Origin of the sequence: Prochlorococcus sp. MIT 1342 (genome assembly GCF_047304495.1) — a bacterium.
GTDB classification, from domain to species: domain Bacteria; phylum Cyanobacteriota; class Cyanobacteriia; order PCC-6307; family Cyanobiaceae; genus Prochlorococcus; species Prochlorococcus marinus_D.
The window spans coordinates 1,959,908-1,984,046 of sequence record NZ_CP138957.1 but is presented as its reverse complement, the minus strand read 5'-3'; the positions used below and the strand labels follow the sequence as shown (position 1 = coordinate 1,984,046).

General features: G+C 52.5%; 26 protein-coding genes, 1 tRNA gene and 1 other RNA gene. 12 read left to right on the top strand and 16 right to left on the bottom strand.

The genetic code is table 11. The features are described 5' to 3' along the window. A complete protein-coding gene (locus tag SIB79_RS10235; RefSeq protein ID WP_063404819.1) occupies positions 1–420 on the bottom strand; it encodes a tetratricopeptide repeat protein in 420 nt (139 codons plus the stop codon). A 59-nt stretch (positions 421–479) separates the two neighbouring features. After that, on the bottom strand, positions 480–872 hold the full coding sequence (locus SIB79_RS10230) for a HesB/IscA family protein (protein WP_063404821.1): 393 nt from the start codon (positions 870–872) through the stop codon (positions 480–482). Positions 873–989: 117 nt separating this feature from the next. Between SIB79_RS10230 and zds the strand changes: the two genes are divergently transcribed. The 3 genes from zds to SIB79_RS10215 are packed head-to-tail and all read left to right on the top strand — an operon-like array spanning position 990 to position 3,410. Continuing rightward, complete coding sequence (gene zds / locus SIB79_RS10225) at positions 990–2,462, top strand: 9,9'-di-cis-zeta-carotene desaturase (protein ID WP_063404823.1); 1,473 nt, start codon at positions 990–992, stop codon at positions 2,460–2,462. Between the two features lie 2 nt (positions 2,463–2,464). Continuing rightward, entirely contained in the window at positions 2,465–2,914 is a 450-nt protein-coding gene (locus tag SIB79_RS10220) for an SRPBCC family protein (protein ID WP_063404825.1), read from the top strand. Next, entirely contained in the window at positions 2,883–3,410 is a 528-nt protein-coding gene (locus tag SIB79_RS10215) for a hypothetical protein (RefSeq protein ID WP_155724707.1), read from the top strand. The genes SIB79_RS10220 and SIB79_RS10215 overlap by 32 nt, the downstream gene beginning before the upstream one ends. Here the strand turns inward: SIB79_RS10215 and SIB79_RS10210 are convergent. The 5 genes from SIB79_RS10210 to SIB79_RS10190 are packed head-to-tail and all read right to left on the bottom strand — an operon-like array spanning position 3,361 to position 7,720. Then, positions 3,361–4,194, bottom strand: a complete 834-nt coding sequence (locus SIB79_RS10210; protein ID WP_063404829.1) for a uroporphyrinogen-III synthase — start codon at positions 4,192–4,194, stop codon at positions 3,361–3,363. The two genes, SIB79_RS10215 and SIB79_RS10210, sit on opposite strands and share 50 nt — an antisense overlap. Beyond that, positions 4,191–5,474: a glycosyltransferase gene (locus tag SIB79_RS10205; RefSeq protein WP_063404831.1), complete on the bottom strand. Its 1,284-nt coding sequence runs from the start codon at positions 5,472–5,474 to the stop codon at positions 4,191–4,193. Before SIB79_RS10205 ends, SIB79_RS10210 begins: the two co-directional genes overlap by 4 nt. Further along, a complete protein-coding gene (locus SIB79_RS10200; protein WP_063404833.1) occupies positions 5,437–7,086 on the bottom strand; it encodes a glycoside hydrolase family 3 N-terminal domain-containing protein in 1,650 nt (549 codons plus the stop codon). Before SIB79_RS10200 ends, SIB79_RS10205 begins: the two co-directional genes overlap by 38 nt. Beyond that, positions 7,083–7,511, bottom strand: a complete 429-nt coding sequence (gene rbfA, locus SIB79_RS10195) for a 30S ribosome-binding factor RbfA (protein WP_063404835.1) — start codon at positions 7,509–7,511, stop codon at positions 7,083–7,085. The genes SIB79_RS10200 and rbfA overlap by 4 nt, the downstream gene beginning before the upstream one ends. A 2-nt stretch (positions 7,512–7,513) precedes the next feature. Then, positions 7,514–7,720: a DUF751 family protein gene (locus SIB79_RS10190; RefSeq protein ID WP_011131327.1), complete on the bottom strand. Its 207-nt coding sequence runs from the start codon at positions 7,718–7,720 to the stop codon at positions 7,514–7,516. A 640-nt stretch (positions 7,721–8,360) separates the two neighbouring features. On the opposite strand from SIB79_RS10190, the gene SIB79_RS10185 reads away from it, so the two are divergent. Both SIB79_RS10185 and SIB79_RS10180 read left to right on the top strand, forming a co-directional pair. Then, positions 8,361–9,086, top strand: a complete 726-nt coding sequence (locus SIB79_RS10185; protein WP_063405384.1) for a glutathione S-transferase family protein — start codon at positions 8,361–8,363, stop codon at positions 9,084–9,086. A 36-nt stretch (positions 9,087–9,122) separates the two neighbouring features. Continuing rightward, the gene (locus tag SIB79_RS10180) at positions 9,123–9,395 is read left to right on the top strand and encodes a chlororespiratory reduction protein 7 (RefSeq protein ID WP_011131325.1); all 273 of its coding nucleotides are present in this window, start codon (positions 9,123–9,125) and stop codon (positions 9,393–9,395) included. A 395-nt stretch (positions 9,396–9,790) separates the two neighbouring features. Here SIB79_RS10180 and SIB79_RS10175 read toward each other — a convergent pair whose 3' ends face one another. The 5 genes from SIB79_RS10175 to acpP form a co-directional block, all read right to left on the bottom strand. Then, positions 9,791–10,894, bottom strand: a complete 1,104-nt coding sequence (locus SIB79_RS10175) for a glycosyltransferase family 2 protein (RefSeq protein ID WP_063404837.1) — start codon at positions 10,892–10,894, stop codon at positions 9,791–9,793. Between the two features lie 213 nt (positions 10,895–11,107). Continuing rightward, positions 11,108–12,040: a UDP-glucuronic acid decarboxylase family protein gene (locus SIB79_RS10170; RefSeq protein WP_063404839.1), complete on the bottom strand. Its 933-nt coding sequence runs from the start codon at positions 12,038–12,040 to the stop codon at positions 11,108–11,110. 133 nt (positions 12,041–12,173) lie between these two features. Beyond that, complete coding sequence (gene tkt, locus SIB79_RS10165; protein ID WP_063404841.1) at positions 12,174–14,183, bottom strand: transketolase; 2,010 nt, start codon at positions 14,181–14,183, stop codon at positions 12,174–12,176. Positions 14,184–14,235: 52 nt separating this feature from the next. Further along, on the bottom strand, positions 14,236–15,483 hold the full coding sequence (fabF, locus tag SIB79_RS10160; RefSeq protein WP_063404843.1) for a beta-ketoacyl-ACP synthase II: 1,248 nt from the start codon (positions 15,481–15,483) through the stop codon (positions 14,236–14,238). A gap of 8 nt (positions 15,484–15,491) precedes the next feature. After that, positions 15,492–15,734, bottom strand: coding sequence for an acyl carrier protein (gene acpP, locus SIB79_RS10155; protein ID WP_011131320.1), 243 nt, complete (start codon positions 15,732–15,734; stop codon positions 15,492–15,494). Positions 15,735–15,872: 138 nt separating this feature from the next. On the opposite strand from acpP, the gene psaC reads away from it, so the two are divergent. Further along, on the top strand, positions 15,873–16,118 hold the full coding sequence (gene psaC, locus SIB79_RS10150) for a photosystem I iron-sulfur center protein PsaC (RefSeq protein ID WP_011827179.1): 246 nt from the start codon (positions 15,873–15,875) through the stop codon (positions 16,116–16,118). 86 nt (positions 16,119–16,204) lie between these two features. Further along, positions 16,205–18,109 (top strand): glutamine--fructose-6-phosphate transaminase (isomerizing), encoded by a 1,905-nt coding sequence (glmS, locus tag SIB79_RS10145; RefSeq protein WP_063404845.1) that lies wholly within the window; start codon positions 16,205–16,207, stop codon positions 18,107–18,109. Positions 18,110–18,116: 7 nt separating this feature from the next. Here glmS and SIB79_RS10140 read toward each other — a convergent pair whose 3' ends face one another. Next, entirely contained in the window at positions 18,117–19,571 is a 1,455-nt protein-coding gene (locus tag SIB79_RS10140; protein WP_063404847.1) for a mannose-1-phosphate guanylyltransferase/mannose-6-phosphate isomerase, read from the bottom strand. A 56-nt stretch (positions 19,572–19,627) separates the two neighbouring features. After that, complete coding sequence (gene rimM, locus SIB79_RS10135) at positions 19,628–20,173, bottom strand: ribosome maturation factor RimM (protein ID WP_063404850.1); 546 nt, start codon at positions 20,171–20,173, stop codon at positions 19,628–19,630. Between the two features lie 41 nt (positions 20,174–20,214). Between rimM and SIB79_RS10130 the strand changes: the two genes are divergently transcribed. Further along, the gene (locus SIB79_RS10130) at positions 20,215–20,400 is read left to right on the top strand and encodes an NAD(P)H dehydrogenase subunit NdhS (RefSeq protein WP_063405386.1); all 186 of its coding nucleotides are present in this window, start codon (positions 20,215–20,217) and stop codon (positions 20,398–20,400) included. Positions 20,401–20,494: 94 nt separating this feature from the next. On the opposite strand, the gene rnc is transcribed toward SIB79_RS10130, so the two are convergent. After that, the gene (rnc, locus tag SIB79_RS10125) at positions 20,495–21,235 is read right to left on the bottom strand and encodes a ribonuclease III (RefSeq protein ID WP_236072713.1); all 741 of its coding nucleotides are present in this window, start codon (positions 21,233–21,235) and stop codon (positions 20,495–20,497) included. A 617-nt stretch (positions 21,236–21,852) separates the two neighbouring features. Between rnc and SIB79_RS10120 the strand changes: the two genes are divergently transcribed. After that, positions 21,853–22,677 (top strand): sulfotransferase domain-containing protein, encoded by an 825-nt coding sequence (locus SIB79_RS10120; RefSeq protein ID WP_081215704.1) that lies wholly within the window; start codon positions 21,853–21,855, stop codon positions 22,675–22,677. Between the two features lie 23 nt (positions 22,678–22,700). Here the strand turns inward: SIB79_RS10120 and rnpB are convergent. Further along, an RNA gene (gene rnpB / locus SIB79_RS10115) (RNase P RNA component class A) lies at positions 22,701–23,102 on the bottom strand. Between the two features lie 38 nt (positions 23,103–23,140). Here rnpB and SIB79_RS10110 point away from each other — a divergent pair. The 3 genes from SIB79_RS10110 (at position 23,141) to SIB79_RS10100 (ending at position 24,134) form a co-directional block, all read left to right on the top strand. After that, positions 23,141–23,214: transfer RNA gene (locus tag SIB79_RS10110), tRNA-Arg, on the top strand. 94 nt (positions 23,215–23,308) lie between these two features. Further along, on the top strand, positions 23,309–23,638 hold the full coding sequence (locus SIB79_RS10105) for a hypothetical protein (RefSeq protein ID WP_011827172.1): 330 nt from the start codon (positions 23,309–23,311) through the stop codon (positions 23,636–23,638). Positions 23,639–23,675: 37 nt separating this feature from the next. Continuing rightward, positions 23,676–24,134, top strand: coding sequence for a hypothetical protein (locus SIB79_RS10100; RefSeq protein WP_011131312.1), 459 nt, complete (start codon positions 23,676–23,678; stop codon positions 24,132–24,134). Positions 24,135–24,139 lie beyond the last annotated feature (5 nt).

The following is a 24,139-nucleotide window of genomic DNA, read 5'->3' as shown; positions in this document are numbered from 1 at the left end:
TCAGAGCTCCAGCCAAGTCTTTACTTTCTTCAAAGCATGCCAATTTGGTCTGCGAAGTAACCCATCGGCGATTGAGTCCTTGAGGCCTTTTGCAAACTCCGGTGCAACAGCAAGAATTTTTTGCACCATGTCGATTTGATCTCTTACACCCTTGGAGTTGGTTTCCAGCAGGGCCAGGCTGAGGTTGATACGAGCTTGGGGATCCTGGGCGTTGAGCTTTACCGCAGTGCGCGCGCTGCGCAGGGCCTCATCGGGTTGAGCATTGAGAAGCTGTAGCCAGGCGAGGCATGTCCAGCCAGCCGCTTGATTGGGCGTCGTTGCTGTGATGGCTTTGAAGTCTTCGATCAGCTCACTGGCTTCAGCTCCGGACTGATACCGGGCCATGGCTGTTTCGAAGAGGTTCTCGTTGGTGGACGCCATCGGATGCAGCAGAACTGCTTAGGTCTCTTCAGATTCCCACGGAGCGGTGGCTATTGACTTCAGACAGCGAATGAGCTGCCGCAACCGCAGGTTTGGCTGGCGTTGGGATTGGTGAAATTGAAGCCGCCGCCAATCATTTCAGTGCTGAAATCCAATTGCATCCCATAGATGTATAGCAGGCTCTTGGGATCACAGATCACACGGAAACTTGCGCCATCGGTTGCGGTGTACTCATAGATCTCATCACCCTCTTGGATATCGGCTGAGGGTACAAAATCCATGGTGTAGCTCATGCCGCTGCAGCCGCCCGAGCGCACGCCTACTCGCAGCACCTGATCATTCCCCTTCTCAAGGCAGAGCCTGGCCAACTGCTGCATAGCTGTGTTGGTGATTTGGATGCCTTTGCCGTCAGTAGCGGTGTGGTGGGTTGCAGGATTAGTGGTGCTGGTCATTCAGTGCTGGCACAGACCTCAATTCATTTTATGGAGGGATGTCTCTCGTTGCACTATCCAATGCAGTCAACCTATCCGCCATATTTATAGAGTCAGAAGGATTTTTGTAGGAAGCGCGTGCGGGTCGCCATTGTGGGCGCTGGGCTTGCCGGACTGGCTGCAGCTGTTGATCTCGTTGATGCCGGTCATACCGTGGATCTCTACGAAGCTCGGCCGTTCATTGGTGGCAAGGTTGGTAGTTGGGAAGATCCAGATGGCAACCATGTCGAAATGGGGTTGCATGTTTTCTTTTTCAATTACGCCAATCTTTTTGCGCTGATGCGCAAGGTGGGTGCCATTGACAATCTGCTGCCAAAGGACCACACCCATTTGTTCGTCAATCGTGGTGGTGATCTTCGATCTCTTGATTTTCGTTTTGCGCTAGGGGCTCCTTTTAACGGTCTCAAGGCTTTTTTTACGACTCCTCAGCTGAACTGGATCGATAAATTGCGCAATGCCCTTGCTCTGGGAACGAGTCCCATTGTTAGGGGCCTGGTGGATTACGAGGGGGCCATGAGCACAATCCGTGCTCTCGATGCAGTGAGTTTTCAACAGTGGTTTCTCAGTCATGGCGGCAGCCTGCAGAGCATTCAGCGCATGTGGAACCCGGTTGCCTATGCCCTTGGCTTTATTGACTGTGAGGCGATCTCTGCCCGTTGCATGCTCACCATTTTCATGATGTTTGCAGCTCGTACGGAAGCATCCAAGCTGAATTTGCTTAAAGGTTCCCCTCATCGTTGGCTTACCGCGCCGATTCTTGATTACATCCAGGCAAGGAGTGGTCGTCTTCATCTCCGCCATCGTGTTCGTGAGGTGCACTTTCGCGATGACGACGCTCCCGTTGTTACCGGGCTCAGCCTTGGCACACCAGAAGGGGATGTCATGGTTGAAGCTGATTGCTATTTGGCCGCTTGCGATGTGCCAGGCATTCAGCGCTTGCTTCCTGAAGCATGGCGTAAGTTCCCCCAATTTGATGACATCTACAAGCTCCAAGCCGTGCCAGTCGCCACCGTGCAGCTGCGTTACGACGGCTGGGTGACTGAGTTGGGTAATGACCCCATTCACGAGGCTGCACGCAGGGATCTCCGGAGTCCTGTTGGCTTGGATAATCTTTTGTATACAGCTGATGCAGATTTCAGCTGCTTTGCGGATCTGGCTTTGGCGAGTCCTGAGGACTATCGCCGGGAGGGTCTGGGCTCTTTACTCCAATGTGTACTCACTCCTGGTGACCCCTGGATTTCTAAATCCGTAGAGACGATCGTTTCGCACACCGATGCTCAAGTGCGTGAATTGTTCCCTTCGTCTCTTTCTCTCAAGCTGGTGTGGAGCAACGTCGTCAAACTTGCTCAGTCTCTTTATCGAGAAGCCCCAGGGATGGAGCCTTATAGACCAGATCAGTGCACACCTGTCAGTAATTTCTTTTTGGCGGGGAGTTATACCCGCCAGGATTACATCGACTCAATGGAGGGTGCCACGATGAGTGGCCATTTGGCGGCGGCGGCGATCCTTCATCAACCAGCCAAGTTGGCCACCAATGAGGCGGTGGCTTAACGATGGGACGCTGGCTTGAACACACAGTGACTCGCGATATCAATGCTCCCGTTGAGCAGGTATGGGCTGTCTGGATGGATCTAGAGGCCATGCCTCGCTGGATGAACTGGATTGAATCTGTCAAAACCCTGGAGGATCCAAGCCTCACGGATTGGACCTTGGCTGCTCAGGGCTTTCGTTTCCATTGGCAGGCAAGGATCAGCAAGCAGGTTGAAGGCCAGCAGTTGCAATGGGAATCCATCGGAGGGCTACCTACGAAAGGAGCTGTGCGTTTCTATCCGGAGAGCGAGAACCGTACAGCTGTGAAATTGAGCGTTACTTACGAGTTACCGAGGCCCTTGGCACCCTTGATGGAACCGAGCATCCTGGGAGGGATTGTTACTCGTGAACTCCAGGCCAATCTTGACAGATTTAGGGATCTTGTGGAAAGCGGTTACTGCGTTTCCTCCTGAGTGCTCGAGGACAGCCGCCTGGCGGTTGAGGAGTGGATTGATCCTGCTCACGGTTGCGCTAACGGGATGCAGTACCGATCGCACTTCTACCGAGAAGTTGGCTGCAACACCGCGATCGGCTACGGATAGTGCTGAGCAGTTTGTGATGCCGATTGATCTTTCTGATCGGCTCACGCCACTGCCTTCGGCCACAGAGGTTCAGGATCGAGTGGTTGCAGGTCGAAGGGATCCTTTTCAACCGCTTGTTGGCTCAACGACTTCAAATGGCTTCATCCTGAAAGGTGTCCTGGTTGTTGGCGGGCAGCAGCGGGCATTGGTTCAAACATCAGATGGATCGGGAGCATTGTGCGTGGGGCCTGGAGGTCGTTGCCCCGGTCAAGTTGAGGCGGACCAGCTGTTACCTCCAAGCTGGTCGCTGCTATCGATCGACGTTCAGCGCGGGTGCATCACCCTGAGCCAGGGGGGCAAGTCTCAGCCTCCGACCTGCATGCTTTAACACAAGCAATGACAAGCCCCTCAAGGTCGTGGGGATCGGCTTCTTGATCCACCCTTCCAAAATGCTGCTCACAGCTGAGGCTTGTCTGGGGGCCAATGGAGATAACTTTGACTGTTTCAAGCTGCTGTAGCCAGTCGCTGCCAAAACGATGGCTGAGCAAGCTTGCTGTGTGTGCAGCGGTCTTGCCGCTGCTGAAAGCAATTGCATCCACACTGCTGTTTGCGAGGGCTGTGGCCGTGTCATCCGGGATTGCTTCTGGGCAACGGGATTCATAAGCTGCCACTTCAATCACGTGTGCTCCGCTTTCCCGGAAGGCTTCTCCCAGAATGGTGCGGCCACCGCTCTGGACTCTTGGCAGCAGCATCTTCAGTCCAAAGCCTGAAACTGGGAAATGATTGATCAGGCTGTCAGCCACAAAGTTTGGGGGAACAAAATCAACCGCAGCTCCTAGGTGTTCAAGATATTGGGCTGTTTTGCGGCCTACTGCTGCAAGTTTTAGTCCCTTGGGACGATTGGCAAGAGATTGGCCGATCCGCTGCAGCCGTTCTTCAACGGCCCGTACTCCATTGGCACTGGAGAACACCAACCAGTGGAATGTCTTGATGTCGGCTAAGGCATCATCGAGGGGTTGCCAATCGTCGGGTGGGCCAATCACAAGAGCGGGCAGATCCAGAACGTTCGATCCAAGGGCATGAAGCCGACTCCGAGCCTCACTCTGTTGCTCCTGGGCACGGGTCATGATGATTGTGCGGCCATGAAGGGGAGCTATGGGTTTGCTGCTCATTTCTCTTCCTCATTTAGTTTCACAATGCCTGCTACCTGATGGCGCAGCCCTTCGCTTTCCTTGCTTCGTCCTTGACGGTGCAGCAGCGTAATCGCCTTGTTAAAGCTGTTGCGGGCACCATTGATGTCCCCAGCGACGAGCATCGCGACCGCATGATTTTGGTGGGTCTCAGCATGTTCAGGATTAAGTTGCTTCGCTTGTTCGTAGGCGTATAAGGCTTCTACAAGATTGCCTTGGCGACGCTGCATTAATCCGAGGTTGTACCACGCTAGAGCGACTTCCGGGGCTTGTTGGGTAGCGGTGGTAGTGAGTGCGATGGCTTCATCCAGTTGCTCTTGTTGCATGAGCAGGGCTGCCAGGTTGAGGCGAGCTCCCAGGCTCACTCTGATGTCCATGGGTAAAGCCACGGCTTCGCGGTAGGCCGTGATAGCTCCTTGGGGATCGTCTTGGGCAAGGGCAATGCCTAGGTGCAGAAGAAGTTCGTAGCGTTCGATCGGATTGGCATTCGTGTTTTCGTTCTGCTTTAGGCCTTGCCGCAAGAGCTGGATGCCGCGCTCTTTTTGCCCTTCGTCCACCTCGAGAGCGCCGAGCTTTGCACAGGTATACGGATCGCCTGGATGCTCAGCCAGCCAGGCCTCCATTGCTGTCCTCAACCGTTGGGATTTGTTGCTGCTTTGGAGTAGATCTGGCCGGTAGCCTTCGTGGAGCAAAGTCGGCTCAAGGTAATTGACGATGCGCCAATGGGGTTCTTCGCTGAGCAGATCCCTCACGCTGTCGTCAATCATGGAGTGGTATGGGCGGCTCCAGTGGATTCGCGGGTGTCGGCGGAACAGACGGCTGACGTTTGAATAAGGGGCCATCGTTGCTCCCTGCTCAAAGCGCAGCAGGTTTATCACCAGAACATCTGGCTGAGCCATCAAGTTTTGTAGGCCTGAGATGGCCTCAGCGCGTAGTTGTTCATCGGCATCAAGAACAAGGACCCAATCCCCCGTGATCAGGTTCAGGGCGGCATTACGGGCTGGGGCAAAGTCCCCTGGCCACGGCAGGTGCTCTATTCGTGCACCGGCGGCTTCAGCTATGGCCACTGTTGCATCCGTGGACCCCGTGTCGACTAGCACGATTTCGTCTACGAACCCTTTCACGGACGCCAGGCAGGCTCCCAGGCGCCTCTCTTCGTTGCGTACGACCATCGAGAGGCTGAGCATTGGAGCTGGTTCGTAGGTTGGCTCGAGGATATAGACGTCAGTCCGTGAAGTCTTGGAACAGCGGCGTTTGGGCACTTGATTGCACCTCCGCAGGTTGTAGCAGGCAGGTAAGAACCTGGCGTTGCGCTTCAGGCATCTGACCAGGGCTGTAAGCCGCAGGGATGCCGATATTTAACACTTCAATCAGCTCATTCCAGATGTAAGGACTGCCGTAGACAACTAGGGCTGCGAGGCGTTTTTGCTGTTGGAGTTGTTTGACGGTTGCCACCCATGGCTCGTGGCGATCCTGGTCTCCTCGGAAGGGGTTCCCGCGTAAGAAAAGTTGCAGCATTATTGGGCCGATGCCCAATCGTTCTAGAGCTAAAGGCTGATCTGGGTCGTCTTGCCAGGGAGAGATCCCTAGGGGGTGATAGAGCAAACTTTGAAATCCAGCTTCAGAGGGCAGTACGAGTGCTGGGGCCGTGGCTGCGAGTACCGAGCAGGGCAAGACTCCATCCACCCGCAGGAGATTGATGCCTGACTCAGTTGTGGTGACCGGTCCTGGATGGTGGATTTTTAGCGATGCAGTCACCAGTTCTCTGGCGAGAGCACGGTCTTCATCTCGTTCCAGGGGTTTGTCAATGCTTGTGCTGTCTTTGAGGGCAAGCTTTGCAGTGGAGGTGCCAACCTTTTGTAAGGCTTCTCGCCGGCGTTCTAGGGCGGCGTGCAAACGTTGCATTGGAATTTGGCCCGACTGGAGGGCCTCGCATAGGGCCTCGATAGCGTCATCTGCGTTCTCGGGCATTAAAATCAGGTCAGCACCGGCGGCAAAGGCCATAACGGCGGCTTCGCCAGCGCTATAGGACTGAGTGATTGCTCGCATGACCAGTGCATCGGTCACGACCAAGCCCTCGAAGTTGAGTTGGCGGCGTAAAAGGTCTTGGAGAACAGCTGGAGACAGGGTCGCCGGACAGGAGGCGTCGAGGTTTCGCATCAATAGATGGGCTGTCATGATGCTGTCGATGCCGGCTTTCATGACGGCCTGGAAAGGCACCAGTTCAAGCTCCACAAGCTGGCGGAGGTTGTCATTCAGTACAGGCAACTGCAGATGGGAATCCATTCCCGTATTGCCATGACCTGGGAAGTGTTTGGCGCATCCCAGCACACCTTCTGCTGCAAGGCCTTGTTGGAAAGCACAGGCCAAAGCAGAGACGGTGGCAGTGTCTTCTCCCCATGCCCGCACATTGATGACAGGGTTGGCTGGGTTGTTGTTGACATCGCAGACGGGTGCTAACACCCAGTTGAGTCCGCAGCGTCGAGCTTGGTGTCCTGTGCAGCGGCCGTAGCGCTCGGCCAGATTGATAGCACGACGTTGGTCTTCTTGATAGAGCCGTCCAAGGGCCATGGGCGGTACGAGCCAAGTGCCGCCTTCAAAGCGTTGACCGACACCCTCTTCCACATCGGCACATAACAGGAGGGGTGCTTTCGCCCATTGTCTAAGTCTCTTGCAGCGATGCCTTATTTCGGTGCATGTGCCGCCCAGCAAAATTACACCGCCCACACCTTCAGCGAGCAGACGTTTTAGCTCAGCATTGCTTAGTTCCCATTTTGGATAACGGCGTTGGTCATCGCTGGCATGACCACTTGCTCGCACCACCAGCAACTCAGCGACTTGACGTCGAAGGGGGCTCTGGATCGGCGGGTTCACGTTTTGTTGACAGTTGTTGTCTCGTAAGTCGTTGGTTGATCACTCTCTGATTGCACTTCTTCAAGGGTTTCTCGCTGTTGTTCCAATTGCTCAAGAAGGTTCAATACCGAAGTTCCCTTCTCGATTCCGCGATCCAAATGAAAGTGCACTTCAGGTGCACGTCGCATCTGCAATCTGCGGCCAAGCTCGCCTCTGAGGAAACCACTGGCGGCTTCTAGACCCTCTAGCACTTCAGAGCGTTGGATCTCTTCGCCGTAAATGCTCACAAAAATCTTGCAGTGCTGTAGATCGCCGGAGACTTCCACATTCGTAATACTCACCATGCCCTGATGCACCCGTTCGTCGCGGATGCCATGGATGAGTAATTCGCTTGTTTCTCGGCGGATTAGGGCAGCGACCCGCTCCACTCGTCGCCCAGGTGCCATATCTATGTCAGTGATGTTGGATACACCATGGCATGCATGATTAAGACAATGCTGATCAATCCACTTATTAGGGCTCCAATGATGGCTATTGCAGTCACGGGATTACTGCGTCGCTTGGCGAGTGGCTCGATGTAGTTGTTGAGCAAACCAAGACAGAAGGCGATGAGGTATCGCGGATAGCGTGACAAGTTGAGAAATAACTCTCTCATCTTCAGTTATTGCAGAGGGTTTTTGGGAAAGGGGTTAGCCCAAAGTGAGGATGAAGCTACTTTTGAAGTCACAGATCAGCTGAGAGCGAAGCTTGCCTGTATCGTGCATCCTCAGTGTTACCAGTTATACGACGTTAGTTTAGTGAGGCAGAAGGCACTGCGGCAGTTCCTTTGAGAGACCGCAGAGCAGCGCCTTAGGGCTTGCTGTTGCCTCTATTGCTTAGAGCGGTGAGCGGGGGGCTCAGATCTCAGCTCAGTTCGTGCGGTCATCCTGGCGATAGCCGCAGCCAGTGTTGCTCAAGAAAAGGCAATTGGCGAAGCCTTTAAAGGGGAAGAAATCGGGAAAACTTCTCTTCGGCGCGCAGTAAATTTCTATTGATTTATTGCTCAGCATGCACCATTTGCGGTTGCTAAATTGAATTCTTTTCCTAGAAGAAACTGTATGATTGGTGTCTTGAAATACAGCTATTTGGCTAACTTTCAAAGCCGATTGTATTGACTTGGCTTGATTGAATCTGTATACAAGACCTCTTTTCATTTTCTACTCTCAGCCGAAAGTGAAATGCGATTATTGCCCTCTTTGCCTTAGCTGGCTTTTGAGGCTGTTAGCTACTCTGCCGTTCTTTTGGCAGAGCAAACGATGATGGAACTGCATCAATTCCGCCATTCCGCCTTCTGTCTCAAGGTGCGGATGGTCTTGCAGGCCAAGGGTTTGACTTACCAGGTGGTGGAAGTTACCCCCGGGTTAGGACAGCTCAACGTGTTTCGCTTGTCAGGTCAGCGTCAGGTCCCGGTACTTGTCGATGGCGATGTTGTTTTGGCAGATTCCAGCACTATTGCTCGACATCTCGAGGCTAAGCAGCCTGAACCACCCCTCATTCCGGTTGATCCACAGCAGGCCGCGCAGGTGTACTTGATTGAAGATTGGGCTGATACGACATTGGCGCGGGCAGGCCGGTCAGCTTTGTTGCAGGCTGCAGCCTTGGACTCTGAGTTGCGTTTAGCTCTTCTTCCAGAAGATCTGCCAACTCCCTTGCGTCAGGTCATGGGAGATCTCCCGGGGGGGGTGTTGAACGGTGCTTCTGAGATCATTGGCCAGGCAGAGAGGGTTGAGTTATTAACGAGCCTCGAACAATTGGCTGATTTGATGCAGAAAAGGTCCTGGCTAGTAGGAGATGCGATGAGCTTGGCTGATTTAGCTGTAGCGGCTCAGATTTCTTTAATGCGTTTTCCAGCCTCGGCTGGGGCAGCACTTGCCGGTAAAGGTGTGTTCGGCCTGAGTGATCACCCGCGGCTGCAGCCCTTATTCCACTGGAGGGATCAGCTTGAGTTGTCATTGCTTGAGAAGGATGACTCAGCCCGATGAGCCTTGCTTGAACATCGATCCAGAAATGGCTGTCTAATGTCTGATCCCTTGATTCGTGATTCTGATCACTACGTCGTTTTGGAGCCTGGCCAGTCTGAGCGGCTTCTGAGCGCTGCTGACACACTTGTTTGGTTGCAGACTTGGCTCCAGAGTTTGGATGTCTTGCCAGAGGATTTGCAGAGTCAGAACTCACTCGTTGCAGCGGCCCAGCGGTTGCTTGACACTGCTTGTGAGCTGGAGGTGGGTCAAGGTCTCTGCCTGCAGTGGTTTGCGGTACGCCTGGAACCTCCTGGATCTGTTCAAGGTTGAGTTCATTTGGATAGGTTTAGTGTGCTTTGACAAGACTGTTGCTGAACTCCGATGCAATTGTGCAGGCATTACGTATCTAGAAGACAAACTCAATCCAAGCTCCTTTTAACATCATGAGCCTTGAAATTACCACTTATAATTGTTGTATTTCGCGATTTTTTAAAGGGGTACTACGATGTTGATTTAGAGTTGAATGCATATTAGCAAATTGATCATTTCTCGATCTTTCGACTGAAGTAAGTATTCTATAAATGAAAATCTTTCTCGAGAGTATATAGAATGGTTGGAGGCTTTGTTCAGTCATACTAGATAGATGCATCACATTAATCGAAAGTCTGAAATGGCATTGCCCTAAAATATTTGTGTGTCACCAATGAAGAGTAGAAGTTATATGGCTATGGAGTATTCCAAACAAATTTGCTGCTTGCCACATAGTTCCAAGTAAAGGCAAAGATGATTCCAATCAGTTGTGCGATCAGCTCGTTGGAAGAGATGTGCTCGTAATAAGCAGATGCCAATCCAATATTGGCCACGAATGGTAAAGAGGAAACAAGTAAAAACTTTGTAAGGCCCTTTATTAATTTTAAGCCATTAAGACGTGCAAACCTAAAAGTCAAAATATTGTTGATTAAGTAATTGGATGTTGCTGCCAATATGACGGCAATAGGTAGAGAGGATTGAAAAGAATAAGCAAGCATATTGGTAAGAATTAAAACACTAAATAGCTGTACAAAAACACCACTTAGGCCAACGAGTGCAAAGCTTATTGCGCGACGAGGAATAAGCTTTAGGCTGATTGAATGTAGAAATGATAATAAGAAATCCCATGCGACTGCGATATCCAGTTTAGAGCTACCATGAAGCCTTTTCTCGAAGATCAGGGGTACCTCGCCAACTAATAAGGCTCCATTGCTTTTGGCTAGTAATTCATATAAGAACTTAAAGCCATTGACATCAACAGAGCGAATGATTGGCATGGTCTGCTTCAAGCCGACTGCAAAAAATCCACTCATGTAATCAGTTAGATGGCGATATCTTTTTGAGAGACTTTTTTTGGCAAGAAAGTTTGCAAAAGTTGAAGCACTTTCTCGATCATTGGTGAGACCATTGATTATAGATCCTTGAAGAAACCTGCTGCCAACAACAAGATCTAAGCCTTTGTCTCTTAGATGACTTATTGACTGTTGGATGACTGAGGTAGGATGTTGACCATCGCAATCCATGACAAGAGCATATTCATGGCAAGCGTTTAAGAGCCCTTCTTTGATGGCACTGGAAAGCCCACTTCTGCCTACACGCCTAACTAATCGGATGAATGAATATTGACGAGCTAATTCCAATACCACCTCAGAGGTGCCATCTGGAGAATCATCATCTACAACGATAATCTCTAGCTTGTATTGCAAGGATAGATCAATGATTGATTCGATGATGGTGTAAATGTTATCCCTTTCATTGAAAGCAGGTAGTATTATTGATAGGCTGGCAGTCTCTGCCATTTAGAAGCATTGGTTGACCACTTGCTATTTTAACATTGTTAGATGCTCGGCAAGGCAAGCCCCTGTCGAGCATCGAATTAATATTTTTTTAGTACTTGTCTGTTAGTATCTTAGAGTTAGCCTTGATTTTTTATTTTGATAGATGGAGTTGTCTAGTTGATGGCTAATATTTGAATTTAACTAGGTCAGGATAGATTCTATTGCTCAATTGTTTCATAGTTGCTTGCGAAACCAGTCGATCGTTCTTGTTAGTCCATCTTCAAGCGGAATGAGTGGCTTCCAGTCCAGTTGCTTTTGGGCTAAGTCGATTATTGGCTGGCGTTGCATTGGATCGTCTTGAGGCAAGGGTTTTGAGATCAAAGGCAGATTGGGTTGGATACTATTGCGAACTAACTCTGCCAGTTGGCGAATCGTGAATTCACTGGGATTGCCGATGTTAATGGGTCCAGTTGTATCACTGCTCATGAGGCGCAACATGCCTTCGATGAGATCATCCACATAACAGAATGAACGTGTTTGTAGGCCATCTCCGTAGAGGGTTAGTGGTTCACCACGAAGTGCCTGCATGATGAAGTTGCTCACCACCCTGCCGTCATCTGGCAACATTCGGGGACCATAGGTGTTGAAGATGCGCATTACTCTGATCTCAGTGCCGTGCATTCGCTGATAGTCGAAGCAGAGTGTTTCGGCGATGCGCTTTCCCTCGTCGTAACAGCTGCGAATGCCGATTGTGTTAACGCAACCGCGATAGCTTTCTGGTTGGGGATGAATTTCTGGGTCGCCGTAAACCTCGCTTGTGCTTGCGAGTAGTAGGCGTGCGCCTACCCTGCGAGCGAGGCCCAGCATGTTGTAGGTACCAAGAAAACTGGTTTTGGCTGTTTTAATCGGATTAAACTGATAGTGAACCGGTGATGCAGGGCATGCCAGATGCCAGATCCGATCAACTTCGAGCTTGATTGGTTCGGTGACATCGTGTCTGATTAATTCGAAGCGTGGATGCTCGATCCATTGCGCAACATTGACTTTGCGACCAGTGAAATAGTTGTCGAGGCAAATGACTTCCTCACCCGCCTCCATGAGCCTGTCGGCTAGATGAGAGCCAAGAAAACCTGCGCCTCCGGTAACAAGATTGCGAGTCGTTTGCAAGGCGTCAGTGTTAGATATTTAGACCTGAGTCTAGGGGAGATGTCCGCTCACTCGATAGCAATAACAAAGCTCCGCACCAGTAGAGATGCGGAGCAGAAAAGAGGCTTGCTAGAGCTATTGAGTAACTTGGAGATCAATTCAGCAACGCTTTTGACTTCGCTACCACATTCTCTACGGTGAAGCCAAACTTCTCCATGCATGTGCCACCCGGTGCAGAGGCGCCGAAGCGGTTCATAGTCACACTGTCGCCATCAAGGCCGATGTACTTATGCCAGCCAAATGATTCCGCGGCTTCCGCCACGATGCGCTTACGCACGGCATTTGGCAGCACTTCTTCCTTGTAAGCATCACTCTGCTCCTCGAAAAGTTCGACGCATGGCATCGAGACCACGCGCACTTTCTTGCCATCAGCGGTGAGTTGTTTGGCGGCTTGCACGCAAAGGTCGAGCTCGGTGCCTGTACCGATCAGGATGAGATCAGCTTCCCCTTCGCAATCTTCCAGTACGTAGCCACCGAGTGCCACTTTGTCGATCGACGAGTTGGCTTGGTTGGCCATGTTCTGGCGGCTGAGGCATAAGGAACTGGGGCGGTTGCGGTTTTGGATGGCCACCTTGTATGCACCACTGGTTTCGTTGCCGTCGCCGGGGCGGAAAACAAGCATGCCGGGCATCGCCCGCAGTGATGGGATGGTTTCGATGGGTTGGTGGGTCGGGCCGTCTTCTCCAACACCGATTGAGTCATGGGTGAGCACGTAGATCACACCCAGCATGTTCAAGGCCGAGAGGCGCATTGAGCCGCGCATGTAGTCAGCAAACACCAGGAAGGTTCCGCCGTAGGGAATTAGGCCACTGTCGTGGTAGACGATGCCGTTGAGGATGGCGGCCATGGCGTGCTCGCGCACACCGAAATGTAGATAACGCTTTTCGGGTGTTTCCGGTTGGAAGGAGCCGGTTTCACCTTTGATATCGGTGTAATTGGAGTGAGTGAGGTCGGCAGAGCCGCCGATGAGTTCCGGTAGGTTTGGGCCGAGAGCGCCCAGGCAGATCTGGGAGTGCTTACGCGTTGCGAGGCCGCTGTCTTCAGGGGTATAGGTCGGTAGATCTTTGTCCCACCCCTTGGGAAGCTCACCGCGCAACATCCGCTCGAATTCAGCTGCTTCATTTGGGTATTGACTTCTGTAGTTGGCGAGTGCTTGATTCCACTCAGATTCAAGGCGAGCGCCTTGATCGATGGCCTTGCGGTATTGGTCGTAGGCCTCTTGCGGAATTTCAAAAGGGCCATAGTTCCATCCCAGTTGTTGGCGAGTGAGAGTGGCTTCTTCTTCGCCAAGGGGCGCCCCATGCACGCCCGCAGTGTCACTTTTGTTAGGGGAGCCGTAACCAATGGTGGTGGTCACCTTGATAATCGACGGCTTATCGGTCACGGCCTTGGCGGCAGCGATCGCCTTGGCGATGGCATTCACGTCGGTGTCGCCATTGGCGACATGTTGTACATGCCAGCCATAGGCCTCGTAGCGCTTGAGCACGTCCTCGGTGAAGGACACGTCGGTGCGGCCGTCAATCGTGATGTGGTTGTCGTCATAGAGGGCGATCAATTTGCCTAACTTCAGGTGTCCTGCGAGCGAGCAGGCTTCAGAGGAAATACCTTCTTGGTTGCAACCGTCGCCCATCACCACATAGGTGTAGTGGTCGACGAGGGTGGCCCCTGGCTTGTTGAACTTGGCGGCCAGGTGAGATTCAGCGATGGCCAGGCCCACAGCGTTGGCGATTCCGGCACCCAGGGGGCCGGCGGTCACTTCAACGCCGGGGGTCTCAAAGGTTTCGGGGTGGCCGGGTGTCTTCGAGCCCCACTGCCGGAACTGCTTGATGTCGTCGATGCTTACCGAGTCGTAGCCGGTGAGGTGCAGCAGGGCGTACAGCAGCATGCAGCCGTGTCCGGCGGACAGCACGAAGCGGTCGCGGTTGAACCACTTGGGGTTCTTTGGGTTGTGATTCAGAAACTTGTCCCACAACGCATAACCCATGGGAGCGCAGCCCATCGGCAGGCCAGGGTGGCCGCTGTTGGCCTTGTTGACCGCATCGACGGCCAGCATGCGAATGCTGTTGATGCAGAGCGTGTCTAGGGAAGCAGTCGCAGCGACCATGGTGTTGAGATGGGATAGCAGGGAGTCTGAAGGATGGAGGCGGCAGAGCCGCTTAGGCGATTTGGCGGAAGGCGAGGCAGACGTTGTGGCCGCCGAAGCCGAAGGAATTGGAGAGCACAACGCTTAATCTGTGTTCTCTGGCCATGTTGGGGACATAGTCCAGATCACACTGTGGATCTGGGTTGAGGTAATTAATGGTGGGAGGCACCATGCCATGCTGAAGGGCAAGCACGCACGCCACAGCTTCAATGCCGCCCGATCCACCAAGAAGGTGACCCGTCATGGATTTTGTGGAGCTCACAGGAATCTGATAAGCCCTCTCGCCGAGAGCATCTTTGATGGCTGCTGTTTCGTTGCTGTCATTGGCAGGAGTGCTGGTGCCATGGGCATTGATGTAATCCACGCTGGTGGGCTCCAGCTGTCCGTCTTTTAGGGCCAGGCGGATTGCTTCTGCACCACCAACGCCGCCAGGGGTTGGGGCAGTGATGTGGTGGGCATCGCAGGTCATGCCATAGCCCACAATCTCAGCATGGATCGTGGCATCGCGATTTTTGGCGTGCTCAAGGGTTTCAAGGACCAGGACGCCAGAGCCTTCACCGATGACGAATCCATCTCGTTCTGCATCGAACGGACGGCTAGCCGTGGTGGGGTCGTCATTGCGGAAGGAGAGGGCCTTGGCACTGGCGAAGCCAGCCACACCTAGTGGTGTGATGCTTGCTTCTGCACCACCACACACCATGACATCCGCTTTGCCGAGTTGCAGTAGCCGGAAGGCATCGCCGATGGCATTGGATCCAGCTGCACAGGCTGTGGCCACTGCTGAGCTGGGTCCTTTGGCCCCCAACGCAATTGCGGCAAGCCCAGTAGCCATGTTGGGGATCATCATCGGCACTGTGAATGGGCTGACCCGACCGGGACCTTTCTCATTCAAAACGTGGGCTTGGGTCTCCATGGTGAGCAGTCCACCGACACCTGAACCAATAATCACCCCGATGCGGGAGGAATTTTCCTCTTCGATGCTTAGACCGGCATCAGCAACTGCCTGCTTGGCTGCTACTACACCGAATTTGCTGAATCGATCCCATCTTTTTGATTCCTTAGGTTCGAGGAAACCGGTTGGGTCAAAGTCTTTGACCTCTGCGGCAAAGCGACATGCATGGGCTGACGCGTCAAACAGGCTGATGGCGCCTACGCCATTGTTGGCTGTCTTCAACCCTTCTAAATAGTCCGCGACCGTGTTGCCAATCGGTGTGACCGCTCCGAGACCGGTGATCACAACCCGATGGAGATCCTCCATCATGCCGATCCTCAGGCTTGCTTGTCTTCGATGTACTTGACGGCATCACCGACGGTCGTGATGCCCTCAGCCGCCTCGTCGGGGATCTCGATATCAAAGGCCTCTTCGAGGGCCATCACGAGTTCCACGGTGTCGAGGGAGTCGGCACCAAGGTCGTTCTGAAAACTCGATTCTGGCTTCACTTCGCCGGCTTCAACACTCAGTTGCTCCGTAACGATTGAACGGACTTTCTCAAGGATCGCTTCCTGGGACATAGCCGTGAAGACGGGACGATGCATCCTACGAGCTGGCGGTAGTGGGGTTAACAACGGTGACGGCAACACGTCGAACTTGTCTCACTAGGAGTCTTGCCAGTTACCGTTACTTCAAGCCTTTTGTTCCGGACCAGGCTCATGTCTCACGCTGTCAAGATTTACGACACATGCATTGGTTGCACTCAATGCGTTCGTGCCTGCCCTCTCGATGTTCTCGAGATGGTTCCCTGGGATGGCCATAAATCCGGCCAGATCGCTGCATCTCCTCGCACTGAAGATTGTGTGGGATGCAAGCGATGCGAAACCGCCTGCCCCACTGATTTCCTCAGCATTCGGGTTTATTTAGGTGACGAGACCACGCGAAGTATGGGCCTGGCTTACTGATTTGAGTTCAACGTCTCAGTCTCAGTTGTCCCTGTTTTGCGCATCTACCCCATAAGCTCAGCCCGGCAGGTGCCGGGCTTTTTTTTATGTGCGGAATCGTTGCGGTTATTGGCTCTCGTGAGGCGGCCCCGTTGCTGTTAGAAGGGCTTAGGCAGCTCGAATACCGCGGTTACGACTCTGCTGGTCTTGCCACTGTTGAACTGTTAGCTGAGGATGGTTCCAGTCGGCTCACTTGCCAGCGGGCTCAAGGAAAGCTGGTAAACCTCACAGCATGTGTGGAAGAGAAGGGTGCGCCAGGGTATTGCGGCATCGGCCACACCCGTTGGGCCACCCATGGCAAACCTGAAGAGCGCAATGCTCATCCCCATAGGGATGGCTCTGGTCTTGTGGCGGTGGTGCAGAACGGCATTATCGAGAATCACCGTTCTCTCCGCGAGGCACTTGAGGCTGAAGGGGTGAGGTTTGTTTCAGAGACAGATACGGAAGTCATTCCTCATCTCATCTCGCTTGAACTTCGTGCTCTGCAGGTTCAGGGCCGTGTCGTGAATGGAAGGATGTTGTTAGAAGCTGTGCAACGGGTGTTGCCCCAGTTGAAGGGTGCCTATGCCCTGGCAGTGGTTTGGGCGGAGACACCTGGGGCTTTAGTTGTTGCAAGAAAGCAGGCGCCGCTGTTGATTGGTCTTGGCGAAGGCGAGTTTCTTTGTGCAAGCGATACCCCGGCTTTGGCGGGCTTTACGCGCACGATTCTTCCGATGGAGGATGGTGAGGTGGCCTTGCTCACGCCCTTGGGGATTGAGCTTTACGACGCGCAAGGCGAACGGCAGCAGCGAAGCCCTTCACTGCTCATTGGCGGTGATCAAGTGGCCGATAAACGTCACTTCCGTCATTTCATGCTCAAGGAAATCCACGAGCAGCCTGTGACTGCGGAGCTGTGGGTAGCACGTCATCTGCCTCCAGATCTTGCGTCTGATGATCCTGTGGCTTTGCCCTTCGATCATTCTTTTTATGCCGATCTAGAGCGTATTCAGATTTTGGCCTGTGGCACGAGTCGTCATGCGGCCCTTGTAGGGGCCTATTTGTTGGAGCAGTTCGCGGGGATTCCGACTGCTGTCTTTTACGCAAGTGAGTTTCGCTATGCACCGCCTCCACTAGCACCCCACACACTCACTATTGGGGTGACTCAGTCGGGAGAGACGGCCGATACTCTCGCGGCTTTAGCTATGGATGCTCAGCGTCGCAAGGCTCATGGGGACCTTGCCTTTGCTCCTCGTCAGTTAGGGGTGACGAATCGGCCAGAGAGCTCTCTAGCTCGTCAGGTTCCACACATTCTTGATATCGGCGCGGGGATTGAAGTGGGTGTTGCAGCTACTAAAACCTTTTTGGGGCAGTTGTTGGCTTTTTATGCGCTCGCTTTGGCATTTGCGGCTCGTCGTGGCAGCCGTTCATCTGCGGAGCTCATCAAATTAAAAGAAGAACTAAGGGCTGTTCCAAATCAGTTGAGCTCGTTGCTGGAGCTCCATGATCAGCGTTCTGAAATTTTGGCCCACAGCTTTGCAGATACCCAAGATGTGATCTTTTTGGGTCGTGGCATCAACTATCCGATTGCCCTTGAGGGAGCTCTCAAGCTTAAGGAGATCAGCTATATCCATGCTGAGGGCTATCCAGCTGGGGAAATGAAGCATGGGCCGATTGCTTTGCTCGACGCGCGTGTGCCGGTCGTCTCGATTGCGATGCCGGGAGTGGTTTTTGAGAAGGTGCTCAGCAATGCACAGGAGGCGAAAGCTCGTGATGCAAAGCTGATCGGTGTTGCGCCGGAGTGTCCGGATACGGTCTTGTTTGATGCTTTACTTCCTGTTCCTGAGGTGAGCGAGTGGATCAGTCCTCTGCTCACGGTTCTTCCGATACAGCTACTGAGCTATCACATTGCAGCTCATAGGGGTCTTGATGTGGATCAGCCTCGCAACCTGGCCAAAAGCGTGACAGTGGAATAGCTCAAGCTTAATTGACGATCACGCTCTCACTACGTCCGTAGCGGTCCTCAAAGCGCACGATGTCATCTTCACCGAGGTATGGACCACTTTGCACCTCAATCAATTCCATGGGCATCCGTCCTGGATTGGTGAGTCTGTGTTGGCAGCCCAAAGGGATGTAGGTGCTCTGGTTTTCTCCTATCAATTGCTGTTCTCCGTCCCTTTCGACTAAGGCGGTTCCCTTGACGACGATCCAGTGCTCAGAACGGTGATGGTGCATTTGCAGTGAGAGGCTTGCGCCAGGTTTGACCTCGATGCGTTTAACCTGCCAGCGGCTGTCTTCCACGACAGAGGTGTAATGCCCCCAGGGTCGATAGATCTTGAGGTGCGCTTTGGCTTCGGGGCTTCCATCCGCCTCCAATTGCTTCACAATCTTTTTGACTTTCTGGGCTTGATTACGGTTGGCAATCAGCACAGCGTCGTCCGTCTCAACCACTACAAGGTTTTCTACTCCTAGGCCTACCACGAGGCGATGTTCGCTACGTAGATAACAATTTCGACTGCTTTCAGCGATGACATGACCACGTAGCACGTTGCCGTTGAGATCTTGATCGGTGGTCTCCCATAGGGCACTCCAGCTGCCCACGTCACTCCAGCCGGCATCGAGAGGCAGCACAGTGCCTAGCTGAGTTTGCTCCATGACGGCCACATCGATAGCAACGTTGGGGCATTGGGCGAAGGCCTCTCGTTCCAGCCGCAAGAAGTTGAGGTCGGGCACATCCTGCTCAAGGGCAGCACGGCAACAGCTCACCACCTCGGGAGATAGTCGCTCCAGCTCGCTCAGGATGGCGCTCGCTTTGAACATAAACATGCCACTGTTCCAGGTGAAGCGTCCATTTGCGAGGAACTGCTCAGCGGTGTTTCGATCAGGTTTTTCGACAAACCTGGCAATCGGTACGGCTTTGGGTTCACCGTATCCGAATGATTCTGCTGCTTCGATATATCCGTAGCCTGTTTCAGGGGCGGTGGGCACGATGCCGAAGGTCACCAGTCGCCCGGCTTCTGCGGGGATGCGACCGGCTTCGATGACATGACGGAACTGGGTTTCATCGCGGATGACATGGTCTGCAGCCAGGATTAGCAGGAGCGGATCTTCGCCTCGTTCTGTGGCTTGCAGTGCCGCCACTGTTACTGCTGGAGCTGTATTGCGGCCCATGGGCTCTAGCAAGATTGCATTTGGCTCTACATCGATTTGGCGCATTTGCTCGGCCACGATGAAGCGATGATCTTCGTTGCAGATCAGCAAAGGCGAACTAAGTCCCTCGATGCCTTTAAGTCTTTGCTGGGTTTGCTGAAGCAGCGTTTCTTCACTAGAGCCGCTTAGAGCCCAGTACTGCTTGGGGTAGCTCGCGCGCGACAGCGGCCAAAGGCGGGTGCCTGTTCCGCCACAGAGAATCACCGGAATAAGCGGGGTGACGGTCACGGTTTTGTACTTCAGTGTTCCCAGAATCGCTTAGAGGTCACGCTTCTGTCGATTGCTTAGAGATCTAGAAGTCCAGGAGGTGGGGTGAGTCGGAGCCAGCCTTGATTGAGCTGCACTTCTGGAACGATGGCTTCTACGAACGGAACCAGAACCCGCCTCCCTGCAAGTAATTCGATCTCGAGGAGGTCGTTTCCGGCGGTGGTGAGGTCCGTGACATGACCGATTGCAGGGCCTTCCGCTTCCAAACGGGCTTCGAGGCCAACCAAATCAAGAAGGTGAAACTCGCCTTCGGTAAGGCTGGGGCGATCGCTTGATGGCACCAGCAGGTTTTGGCCTACAAGCGCTTCAGCCTCATTGCGATTGTTTACCCCAGCAAATTTCACGACATAGAGCGACCTCCCAGGTAATTGACGTCCAGTCAGCAATTCAATAGGTCGTGGCTCACCATTGCGTTTTTTTAGCCAGCGTTGACCAGGAAGTGTGAATCGTTCAGGGAAGTCACTGCTGGGGTTGATACGTAGTTCACCTTGCATTCCTTGCGCGGCTACCAGTTTTCCCACGGTGAGCCAGTCTTCGGCACCGTTCATGGGCGGAGAAAGCATGTTTGCTGATAATGGCGCTACGACTGCCAAAAGCTGATCTCATGGCCTCTGTTGAAGTACCGATCTTGCCTGGTTCCAATGTGGTTGTGAACGAGATTCGCTCGATCTACAACGGCTATAGCGGATGTGTGCAACGTATCAGTGGAGATCGAGCTGCGGTGTTGTTTGAGGGAGGTAACTGGGACAAGTTAGTCACGATTCCGCTGAAATATCTTTTGCTGGCTTGAGGTCTTTAGCAGTCCCTTCCCTGCTGCCACTGAAGTTGATGAGTCAGCAAGGAGATCCATCTTTTAAGTGCATGATTTTCTGATCAGTGTGGCTTTAGTTGTCGGTGGCTGATTTGTTGAGTGCTTGAAGTGATTGGCGGGCCGCCTTTTGCTCGGCATTGCGGCGGGAGCCTCCCCAACCCTCTCCAATTGGCCGATCATCGAGGTGAACTTTGCAAAAGTAACGTTGAGGATCGCCATGTTGCGTGCTTCGTTCTTCACACTTGTAGCGTGGTAGGCCGAGCCCCCGTGCCTGACTCCATTCCTGAAGCGCAGATTTGCTGTTGAGTCGATGAGGATCGGCTAGAAATGCACAGGTTGCCTCTTGCCAGTGGGGTGTGAGCCAGTGGTGGATTGGCTCAAGGCTTTTCCAGTACTCATAGAGTGCTCCAATGAACGCTTCGGTTGCTTCAGCCTGAAGAGTGGCTTTAGCCGATGCATCCCCTGCAGCCTTGGCTCCGAGGATGAGTACTGTTTCGATGCCGATACTTTGACCGACTTTCGTTAGCCAGCGATCACTTACAAGCTGAGCCCTCAACGCAGACCGCTCGCCTACGTCCATGTGAGGGAAGTTGAGCTCGATGTATTCCGAGGCGGCTAGCCTTAGAACTGCGTCACCAAGGAATTCAAGGCGCTCGTGGTTGACCCTTTTTTGGGCAGAGGTGTGAGTAAGTGCCTCGTCAAGGATGATGAGACTGCTCGGATCTGCACCTGGACCGTTGTCAGCATTAGTTGGGCTTAGTCCGATGCGAGTCAGCAGTTCCAGTAGTTGCGTTGTCCGCTTTTGGGAGAGCAATCGGGATGATCGTGATGTCACGCAGTCTCTAGGAGAACTATTACGATACGGAATGATGTTGCATCTTCCGGGTGCAGGTTAATTGAAAGCTTGAGGTTTATGATTGTGATATTAGTGATTTGAAGGACATATTTAGCTATTTAGGTTTCTAGATTAGAGGAGGTTGTTGAATGATCTTTTTAAGAGGTTCTTTGAAGTTTTTTGATTAACTTCCTCAGCATGGTCTTGCCTCAAATAAGGTTCTGCTGAGTAGCTGGCAAAACATTGGGCTGGATTTCTATCACAGTGGTCCTTTTGTGGTTACTCTCCAACTAATTTACAGTAGGCTCGATATATGAAGACATGATTGCCGTAACTTTTGACGATATTGGCGACGAACAATGTGCCCTTGCATTTATTTGCAAGTGTTTCAAGGGCGGGGCCTTTGTTTTTGGTTTCTTCCCTCCATTTTGGGTTTCCCATCTTGAATCTAGATGCAGATGATTGCCGTTTTTGAAGAATCTGCAGGCATTTATTACTATGCTCACTGGTTGGCTTAGGCTTGCTCTAACCGTTTGGCTGTCGAATAATTTAAATGGACATATCTGATATTGTATTAACTTGAATTGACGTGCACCATGAGTATTTTTTATTGCTTTGGGATGACAAGGTCGGGCTCAACACTTTGTTTTGAGTATGTAAGGGCAGCCCTAGAGCTTTATCGAATGCCTCAGTCGAAACTTTGTTTGAAAAATATGAGAAATCGTAACGATAACTATATTCCTACCTCTGATTTGAAAGGAAGCTTCCTTTATGATATTCAGCACGCTTCTGGAGATAAGCCTGTAGCCATAAAGACTCATGGGCATACAAGTGAGGACCTGCTCGAATTCATCAGGGTTAACGATTGCCCCGTTACTATATCGGTTAGAGACCCTAGGGATGTTTTAATTTCTCTAATAGAAGTTGCTGAAAAGAGTAGGAAAGAAGGCCAAAAGGATTTCAGCCCTATTTGCAACTTTGAAGACGCTTTATCAGTATTGGAGGGGCAGGTGAGTCAATTGGAATCATGGAGACCGTTGCTAGTGGAAGGTCGTGCATTCTTGGTTGTCTACGAGGATTTGATCAAAGATCCTGGAGACCTTCTTGCTTATGTTGGCAACGCTCTAGGTAAAGAACCAGCTTCCGTAGAATGTGTTAAAAAGATTGCTGATAGGGCGTTTACGCAATTTAATAAAGGAGTGCCAGGTAGAGGGATGTCATTGCTTTCTGTTAAGGAGAGAGATAGAGTTGACCAATTGGTTTTGGACCGTTTAAATAAAGCAATCGAACCTTTCTCGGAATACCCTTCATCATTGATGATTGACGAAGAGCGCCCTTTGTTAATGACTACTGTAGAAGAATACATTCAGTCATTGAAGAGGAATGGCAAGAAGGTATTAAAGGGATTACTTAGAAACTAAGATAAGACTCTCTTTTCAGAAGTTAGTGAAAGCAGGTCGTAAGCCGGGTTCTGTTCACTGCTCAAGAGCAGTGGGTGCTCATCTATCTACGACCGCCGTTACCGACGGCCTCAAGCGGCGCATTTATGTGGAACGTGGCAGATGGCCAGCCATCGCCCCTTGGCCTTGCTCCCAACCGGGGTTTACCTAGCCAGCACCTCTCGATGCTGCTGGTGCGCTCTTACCGCACCTTTGCACCCTTGCCTGTGCCCGGAGTAGAACCCCATGAGGCCATCGGCGGTGTTTTTCTGTGGCACTCTCCTCACGGTCACCCGCACTGGGCATTACCCAGCAAGTCTGGCCATCGGGGAGCCCGGACTTTCCTCAACCAAGCTCGTCTTGCCAAGGGCAATGACAACTTGATCGCGAACACCTCACCTGCTTTCAGCTTCCATCATGCATTGAGGGCATAATTCCCTGTGATGGGGCTGTAGCTCAGCCGGATAGAGCGACGGTTTCCTAAACCGTAGGTCGTGGGTTCGAGTCCCGCCAGCCCCGTTTTTTGCCAACTGTTCGCGGTAGCCGGTACTACATCTGGTGGGCTAGGCAAATGCCACGCTCTCGCTAGTGTTGATTCGGTGGATCAGGCGTCATGACCCAGCTTCACGATCTGCGGCTACGGCTACTTGTGCAGCAGGAAAGCGAGAGCATTGCAAATTCACAGCCCATGGACCTGGACCTCTCTGTGGTTCAGGCACGCTGCCTCTGTTGGTTGGCTTTATTGGCTGAGGCTCATGAAGATCAGGCCAGTGATGCTGAACGTCGAGGTGATACAGAGCAGGCGATGGGTTGGTTTGCTGATTCGATGCGACTGCGCGACGTGATCCAGGTGGTGTCCACCATTGAGATTCCCTTGCCGGCTCCAGGCGATACAGATTCGGGGGAGGGCAGTTTTTCAAGCGAGCCTCCTCTTGCGGCTTAGTAGATGGCATGATGGGATCTGAGCTAGACGGAGTGCGGTGCCTGAAGAGCCCTGTCAATGCCCGGACTGTCAAAGGTTTTACCGGGAGCATGATCGGCTGATTCGTGAGTGCCCTACCTTGCGTCATCAGCAGGAGCTCAATTGGGCTGCTTTGCAGTCTTTTCGAACACTTTCTGGTCGTGTTCTTGAAGATCTGCAGAAGCAATATGGCTCCCAAGCCAATGAGGCTGCTAATACTCACGCCACTCCTGTTAGTGGGGGAGAAGAGCCAGCTGATGCAATCCAGCAATCGATCGCTGATTTGGAGAACATCAATGCGCACCTGTTTTCCATCGAAGCCCTGATGGAACGCATCTTTGATGTGAAGGTGCCAGAAGCTGTTGAGCAGAAATTCCGAGAACTTGCAGGTGAACTAGCTCCAGATCCTCTCAATGCAGATCGGCTTCGCCTCAACCGTCTTCTGCATCAGACCCCTGATTTGCCTGATCGCAATTAGCTTTC